The following is a 7,360-nucleotide window of genomic DNA, read 5'->3' on the forward strand; positions in this document are numbered from 1 at the left end:
GTTCCCCTGCAACGAGGGGCCCCTGCAACGAAGCGGAGGACTGATGACCCGGATCAGCGTGCGGGTGGACGGGGCGTCGTACGACGACGACGTCGAGCCCCGGACCCTGCTGGTGCACTACCTGCGCGAGCAGCTCGGCAAGGTCGGCACGGTCGTCGGCTGCGACACGAGCAACTGCGGCGCGTGCACCGTGCACGTGGACGGCGAGGCCGTGAAGAGCTGCACCGTCTTCGCCGTCCAGGCCGACGGCGCGGAGGTGACCACCATCGAGGGGGTGGGCCAGGGCGGGGAACTGCACCCGGTCCAGAAGGCATTCCACGAGATGCACGGGCTCCAGTGCGGCTACTGCACCCCCGGCATGATCATGGCGTCGATCGACCTGCTGGGGGAGAACCCCGACCCCAGTGACGACGAGGTGCGCGAAGGCATCGAGGGCAACCTCTGCCGCTGCACCGGCTACCAGAACATCGTCCGGGCCGTGCGGCACGCCGCCGCCGACATGCGCGGCAATGGCTCCGGCCCATCCGCCAACGGGCACGTCGCGCCGGCCGAGGTGGACACCGCCGCCGCTCCGCACGTGGTGGGGCAGGCATGACCGCGGTCGAGGAGCGGACCGGGACGGAGAAGGAGATCGGCAAGGCGCGCCGCCGCAAGGAGGACGCCCGGCTGATCACCGGCCGCACGACCTGGACCGACAACATGGTGCTGCCGGGCATGCTGCACCTGGCCGTCGTCCGCAGCCCGGTCGCGCACGCCCGGATCGCGCACGTCGACGTCTCGGCGGCCCAGGAGGCGCCCGGCGTCGTCGCCGTCCTCACCGGCCGCGACCTGGCCGAGGAGCAGGGCTCGCTGCCGTGCGCCTGGCCGGTGACGCCGGACATGGTCAACCCCGGTCACCCGTCGATCGCCGTCGACCAGGTCAACCACGTCGGCGAGGCGGTCGCGGTGATCGTCGCGCGCAGCAAGGCCGCCGCCCAGGACGCGGTCGAGCTCGCCGACGTCGACTACGAGCCGTTGCCCGTGGTGCTCGACATGGAGCAGGCGGTGCAGGACGGCGCCGACCTCGTCCACGACCACCTCGAGTCCAACACCAGCTACCACTTCGTCTTCGACGCCGGCGAGGCCGGCACCGGGGCGGACACCGAGCAGGCGTTCGCCGACGCCGACGTCGTCGTCAGCCGCCGGTTCGTCCAGCAGCGGCTGATCCCGGCGTTCATGGAGCCGCGCTCGGTCGTCGTCCAGCCCCAGGGCGACAACTACACGATGTGGTCGGCCACCCAGATCCCGCACATCCTGCGCGTGATGCTGGCGATGGTGACCGGCGTGCCCGAGCACAAGCTGCGGGTCATCGCGCCCGACGTCGGCGGCGGGTTCGGCGGCAAGATCACGCCCACGCCGGAGGAGGTGCTCAGCCTCCTGGTCGCCCGCCGGCTCGGCAAGCCGGTCAAGTGGACGGAGACGCGCAGCGAGTCACTGATGACCGCCCACCACGGCCGCGACCAGATCCAGTTCATCGACATCGCCGCCGACCGCGAGGGCAACGTCACGGGTCTCAAGGTCCGGTTGCTGGCCGACATGGGCGCCTACCTGCGGCTGGTCACTCCGGGTGTCCCGGTGCTCGGCGCGTTCATGTTCAACGGCATCTACAAGTTCCCGGCCTACCGGTTCGAGTGCGACGGCATCTTCACCAACAAGGTGCCGACCGACGCCTACCGCGGTGCCGGCCGCCCGGAGGCGACGTTCGCGATCGAGCGGATCATGGACGAGCTCGCCGCCGAGCTGGGCATGGACCCGCTCGAGCTGCGGCGGAAGAACTGGATCCGGGCCGAGGAGTTCCCGTTCACCACGGTCGCCGGGCTGCAGTACGACAGCGGCGACTACGAGACGGCGACCCAGCAGGCGCTGGAGCTGCTCGGCTACGACGAGCTGCGCGAGGAGCAGCGCCGCCGGCGGGAGTCGAACGACCCCGTCCAGCTGGGCATCGGCATCTCCACCTTCACCGAGATGTGCGGTCTGGCCCCTTCGCGGGTGCTCGGCTCGCTCTCCTTCGGTGCCGGCGGCTGGGAGCACGCCTCCATCCGGATGCTGCCCACCGGCAAGGTGGAGGTCGTGACCGGCTCGACGCCGCACGGCCAGGGTCACGAGACGGCGTGGAGCCAGCTGGTCGCCGACTCCCTCGGCGTCCCGTTCGAGGACGTCGAGGTGCTGCACGGCGACACCGCCATCTCCTCGCGTGGGCTGGACACCTACGGCTCCCGGTCGCTGGTCGTCGGCGGGTCGGCGGTGGTCAAGGCGGCGGACAAGGTGATCGCCAAGGCGCGGAGGATCGCCGCCCACCTGCTCGAGGCGAGCGAGGACGACCTCGACTTCGCGGACGGGAAGTTCTCCGTGCGGGGGACGCCGGGGGCCTCCCTGGGCATCCAGGAGATCGCGCTGGCGATCTTCGCCGCGCACAACTACCCGGAGGGCATCGAGCCATCGATCGACGCCGAGGCGACGTTCGACCCGGAGAACTTCTCCTTCCCGCACGGCACGCACCTGTGCGCGATGGAGGTCGACACCGAGACCGGGTTCGTCAAGATCCGCAAGTACGCCTGCGTCGACGACGTCGGCACGATCGTGAACCCGCTGATCGTCGAGGGGCAGGTGCACGGCGGCCTGGCCCAGGGCATCGCGCAGGCGCTCTACGAGGAGGCCGTCTACGACGCCGACGGCAACCTCACCACCGGCACCTTCGTTGACTACCTGGTGCCGGCGGCCTCCGACCTGCCGCACTTCGACACGGGCAACACCGTGCACACCGCGCCGGGCAACCCGATCGGCGCCAAGGGGGTGGGCGAGGCCGGCTGCATCGCCTCGACCCCGGCGGTGGTGAACGCCGCCCTGGACGCCGTCCGGCACCTCGGGGTCAGCGACATCCGCATGCCGCTGACGCCCGAACGCGTCTGGCGCGCCATCCATGCCGGAGGGGACGGCGGGGATCGCGCCAGCGCCCGCACCAACGCCCAGGCCGTCGACTCCTCGGACGCCCCGTCCACGACCGGAGGTGCCCGGTGATCCCCGCGCCGTTCGAGTACGCCCGACCCACCACTGTCGACGAGGTGCTGCAGGCCCTCGCCGAGGGGGGCGAGGACGTGAAGGTCCTGGCCGGCGGGCAGTCGCTGATCCCGGTGATGCGGCTGCGGCTGGCCGCGCCGGAGACCGTCGTCGACCTCGGCCGGGTCGCGGAGCTGCGGGGCGTGCGGGAAGAGGATGACGCGATCGTCGTCGGCGCGATGACCACGCACTCCGACGTTCTCGCCGATCCGTTGATCCGGCAGTACGCGCCCCTGGTCGCCGAGGCGACCGCGACGGTGGCCGACCGCCAGGTGCGCCACCGCGGCACGTTCGGCGGCGCGCTGGTGCACGCCGACCCTGCCGGTGACCTGCCTGCGGTGGCGCTGGCCCTGGACGCCGACTTCGTCATCGCCGGCCCGGAGGGCCGGCGCACGATCGGGGCGTCGGAGTTCTTCGTCGACTACCTGACGACGGCGGTGCAGGAGGGGGAGCTGCTCGTCGAGGTCCGGCTGCCCAAGCTCGCCGGGTCCTGGGGCATGCACTACGCGAAGTTCAACCGGGTCGCCCAGGCCTGGTCGATCGTCGCGGTGGCCGCCGCGGTCCGCCGCGAGGACGGGCGGATCGCCGAGGCGCGGATCGGGCTGACCAACATGGGCCCGACGCCGTTGCGCGCCCGGCAGGTCGAGGAGGCGCTGGCCGGCGCGGAGGCGACCCCCGAGGCCGTCGCGGCGGCTGCCGCGCACGCCGCCGAGGGCACCGAACCCAGCAGCGACCTCAACGCGCAGGCCGACTACCGGCAGCACCTGGCCACGGTCCTGACGCGCCGCGCGGTGAGCACCGCCGCCGGGCTGTAGCTTGACGAAGGACCCCCGTGCCCCCAGCACTCGCAGGCTCGTGCTGGATCCCTGCACGGGGGCCGTTCCAGTACGTCACGAAGCTCGGGGCGGTGCCCTGGACGGGGCCGCACCCGGTACCGCCCGTCCCGCACCGCCGTCCTCGGAGGTCCTGCAGTGCAGCTGGAGAACTCGTTCACCGTCCCGGTGCCCGTCGACGAGGCCTGGCGGGTGCTGCTCGACATCGAGCGGATCGCGCCGTGCATGCCCGGTGCGGCGCTGGATTCCGTCGACGGCGACGACTTCACCGGCCGGGTCAAGGTGAAGCTCGGCCCGATCAACCTGACCTACCAGGGCAAGGCGTCGTTCATCGAGAAGGACGAGGCGGCGCACCGGGCGGTCATCGACGCGCGGGGCAAGGACCAGCGGGGCAACGGGACGGCGGCCGCGACGGTGACCGCGCAGCTCGAGGCCGAGGGGGCGGTCACGCGGGTCGACGTCCACACGGACCTGAACATCACCGGCCGGCCGGCGCAGTTCGGCCGGGGCGTGATGACCGACGTCGGGAACAAGCTGCTCGGCCAGTTCGCCGACAAGCTCGCCGCCCAGCTCGGCGAGGGCGACGCGCAGGGCGACGCCGACCGGGCCTCCGCCGCGGCGGAGGCCGGCCCGGCGGCGAAGGCGGCGGCGACGGCCACGGGTGCGGTCGAGGAGATCGCCGCGTCGGCCGAGCAGGCCGCGGGCGACAGCACGACGGGCAGGACCGTCAAGAAGGCGGCGGCCGCCACCAAGAAGGCAGCCGCGTCGGCCACGGACAAGGTCTCCGGCGCCGACCGGGATCGAACCGCGGCCGCGGGGCAGGAGTCGGCGACCACCGGGACCCCGGCGAAGGCGACCGCGGCGAAGGCGACCGCAGCCAAGGCCACGCCGGCCAAGAAGGCGACGGCCGGCAAGGGTGCCGCAGGCAAGGAGTCGGCGACCACCGAGACCCCGGCCAAGGAGACCGCGGCGAAGGTGACCGCGGCCAAGGCGGAGCACGCCGACACGCCTCCCGCTGCCCGCGACACCGCACCCGCCGGGAAGGCGCCGAGCACGCCGCCGAAGGGCCCCACCGCCCCGCCGAACCGGCCCGCCACGGGCGCCCCGCTGCGCAGCGTGCCGGGCACCGGCCCGTCGGCGGGTGGGCCGTCGTCGGGCGCGCCGAAGCCGAAGCCGGCCGAGCCCGAGCCGATCGACCTGCTCGAGGTCGCCGGCGGCGCCGCGCTGTCCCGCTACGCCGCGCCGGCCGCGGGCGTGGCCGCGGTGGTCCTGGTCATCTCGCTGATCGTGCGGCGGCGCCGCCGCCGCTGACCCACCGGGTCGACGGAGCAGCACGGCGAGGACGTCAGGGGCAGCGAACCTACGGTCGTAGGTGCTCTCGTCGTACTGGGCCAGCGCTCCGGCCCCTACGAGCTGTGCAACGAGCTTGTTCGGCGCACGTAGCCGACGCCCAACCGGCGTTCGACCTGACGAACGGTGAAGATCGGTCGCGCCAGCGAGAAGTCCACGAGGGTGAGGAGGTCCTCCAGCTGTGTCGCGGTGGACGTCGCGGCTGCTGCGAGCCCGCTCGCGAAGAAGTGGACCCAGGAGTTCCAGTCACCGTTGGCGCTCACGGCGTACAGGCGGTCGTAGTAGTCGGCTCGGCGTGCCTCGAACCACGGAGACACCGTCAGGCTGGGTTCAGTGAGCACGCCCGCCTGGAGCAGTTGCAGGACGACGGACAACCGCCCGATGCGGCCGTTGCCGTCGTTGAATGGATGCAGGGTCTCGAACTGGTAGTGCCCCATCGCCGCCGCCACGACCGGGTCGATCTCCTCGCCGTGGTCGCGACAGACCCAGTCGAGCCAGTCCCTCACCTGAGTGTCGAACTCGGGCCCCGGTGGTCGTGGGAGTGTCGCGGGGGGCGATGAGCGCAGCGCCCGCACGCTCCAGCGGACCTCCGCTGAGGTGCACCGGAGCCACGACTGGTTCGCCGTCCCGCCAGAGCCGCCACTCTGTGCCGTTCGTGTAGATGAAATTGGGCAGGTCGCGCTGTCGCTCCCACTGCCGCTTGTTGTGGCCGGTGAATGTGTCGGGGTCGATCTGACCGGACGCCGGCGTCCTCGTCGGGCGCGGAAAGTGTCAGACCCCGTCCCTATGGTCGGGGCATGTCGTCGGGTGTCGGGTTCGCGGTCGGGGTGACCGTGATGCCGGTCGGTGGCGTGCCTTCGGAGTGGGAGCTGGCCGATCCTGATCCGCTGCCGCGGTTGGGCGAGCCGTTGTCGGCGTGGTTGCCGGCCCGGCGGAGCGCGGGTGAGGCGGCGGCGCTGCTCCAGCAGATCGTGGTGGCCGAGGCGCAGTTGGCGGCGTTGCGGGCGGAGCTGGTGATGGACCTGGCCGCGGCCCGCCCGGCGCCGCCGGACCCGTTACCCGGTGGGGAGGGCGCGGGTGCGGTCGGCGCCGCGGGGGTCAGTGAGTTCGTGGCCGATGAGCTGGCGTTGGTGCAGAACTGCAGTAGGGCGGCGGCGGTCACCCTGCTGGAGCACGCCGAGGTGCTGACCACCGTGCTGCCGGCCACCTATGCGGAGCTGTGCCTGGGGCGGCTGGACTGGCCCCGTGCCCGGGCGATCGCCGCCGAGGTGGCCGTCACCGGGCGGGAGACCGATCCGGCGGTGATCGCCGGGATGGAGGCCGCGGTGCTGCCCGGTGCCGCCGAGCTGTCGGTGCGCCGGCTGCGCGAGGCGGTGCGCGCCGAGCTGGTGGCCCGGGACGCCGCCGCGGCCGACCGGCGCCGCGAGCAGCGACGGCGCGGGGCGGATGTGACCGTGCGCCCGGTCGGGGACGGGATGAGCGAGCTGCGCGCCTTGATGCCGCATCCGGAGGCCCGGGCCTGCCGGGACGCGGTCGACGCCCACGCCCGCGCCGCCAAGGCCGCCGGTGACGACCGGCCGATCGGGATGCTGCGGGCCGGCGCCGCCGCAGACCTGATCCTGCGCCCCTGGCAGGACCGGCCGGCGGTGACCGCGCACCTGACCGTGCTCGCCCCGCTCGACGCGCTCACCCCCGCCCGGTTCCTGGCCTCCGGCGCCCCGAGACCGGCCGCCTTCACCGCACCTGGCACCCCGCCCGGCGCGCCTGCGCCGGTCGGCGAGGTCGACGGAGAGCCGATCACCGCCGCGCACCTGCGCGAGCTGCTCGCCCAGCTCGACGCATCCTGCCCCGGCGGCCTGCAGGCACCGGCCGGCGGCAGCCTGGACATCGCCATCACCGATGCCACCGGGGCGCTGCTGGCCGTCACCGGCCGCGGCGAGCTGGCGCGCCTGGCCCGACGGGGCTGCCCCGACCACCCCGACACCGCATGCGGCTGCCCGCTGCTCGGCCCACCCGCGGCGGTGGACCGCTACCGCCCCTCGGCCGCCCAGTACCGCTTCCTGGAGGTCCGCGACCGCACC

The 7,360-nt window shown here is 73.4% G+C and carries 6 protein-coding genes; 5 read left to right on the top strand and 1 reads right to left on the bottom strand.

Annotated features, from left to right (window positions below):
* The first annotated feature begins 43 nt into the window (after nt 1-43).
* The 4 genes from QOZ86_RS02315 (at nt 44) to QOZ86_RS02330 (ending at nt 5,240) form a co-directional block, all read left to right on the top strand.
* Nucleotides 44-595 (top strand): (2Fe-2S)-binding protein, encoded by a 552-nt coding sequence (locus tag QOZ86_RS02315; protein WP_284490328.1) that lies wholly within the window; start codon nt 44-46, stop codon nt 593-595.
* Nucleotides 592-3,057, top strand: coding sequence for a xanthine dehydrogenase family protein molybdopterin-binding subunit (locus tag QOZ86_RS02320; protein ID WP_284490329.1), 2,466 nt, complete (start codon nt 592-594; stop codon nt 3,055-3,057). Before QOZ86_RS02315 ends, QOZ86_RS02320 begins: the two co-directional genes overlap by 4 nt.
* Nucleotides 3,054-3,911 (top strand): FAD binding domain-containing protein, encoded by an 858-nt coding sequence (locus QOZ86_RS02325; RefSeq protein WP_284490330.1) that lies wholly within the window; start codon nt 3,054-3,056, stop codon nt 3,909-3,911. The genes QOZ86_RS02320 and QOZ86_RS02325 overlap by 4 nt, the downstream gene beginning before the upstream one ends.
* A gap of 156 nt (nt 3,912-4,067) precedes the next feature.
* A complete protein-coding gene (locus QOZ86_RS02330; RefSeq protein ID WP_284490331.1) occupies nt 4,068-5,240 on the top strand; it encodes an SRPBCC family protein in 1,173 nt (390 codons plus the stop codon).
* Nucleotides 5,241-5,335: 95 nt separating this feature from the next.
* On the opposite strand, the gene QOZ86_RS02335 is transcribed toward QOZ86_RS02330, so the two are convergent.
* The gene (locus tag QOZ86_RS02335) at nt 5,336-5,854 is read right to left on the bottom strand and encodes a Fic family protein (protein WP_284490332.1); all 519 of its coding nucleotides are present in this window, start codon (nt 5,852-5,854) and stop codon (nt 5,336-5,338) included.
* A 222-nt stretch (nt 5,855-6,076) separates the two neighbouring features.
* Here QOZ86_RS02335 and QOZ86_RS02340 point away from each other — a divergent pair.
* Nucleotides 6,077-7,360 (top strand): DUF222 domain-containing protein (locus QOZ86_RS02340; RefSeq protein ID WP_284490333.1); only part of this gene is annotated, 1,284 nt, incomplete at its 3' end.

It is taken from the genome of Blastococcus capsensis (genome assembly GCF_030165005.1).
GTDB lineage: Bacteria > Actinomycetota > Actinomycetes > Mycobacteriales > Geodermatophilaceae > Blastococcus > Blastococcus capsensis.

Bases quoted from the DNA above. Each gene is read 5' to 3' on its own strand.
- QOZ86_RS02315 (WP_284490328.1), top strand. From the start codon at position 44: ATGACCCGGATCAGCGTGCGGGTGGACGGGGCGTCGTACGACGACGAC.
- QOZ86_RS02320 (WP_284490329.1), top strand. From the start codon at position 592: ATGACCGCGGTCGAGGAGCGGACCGGGACGGAGAAGGAGATCGGCAAG.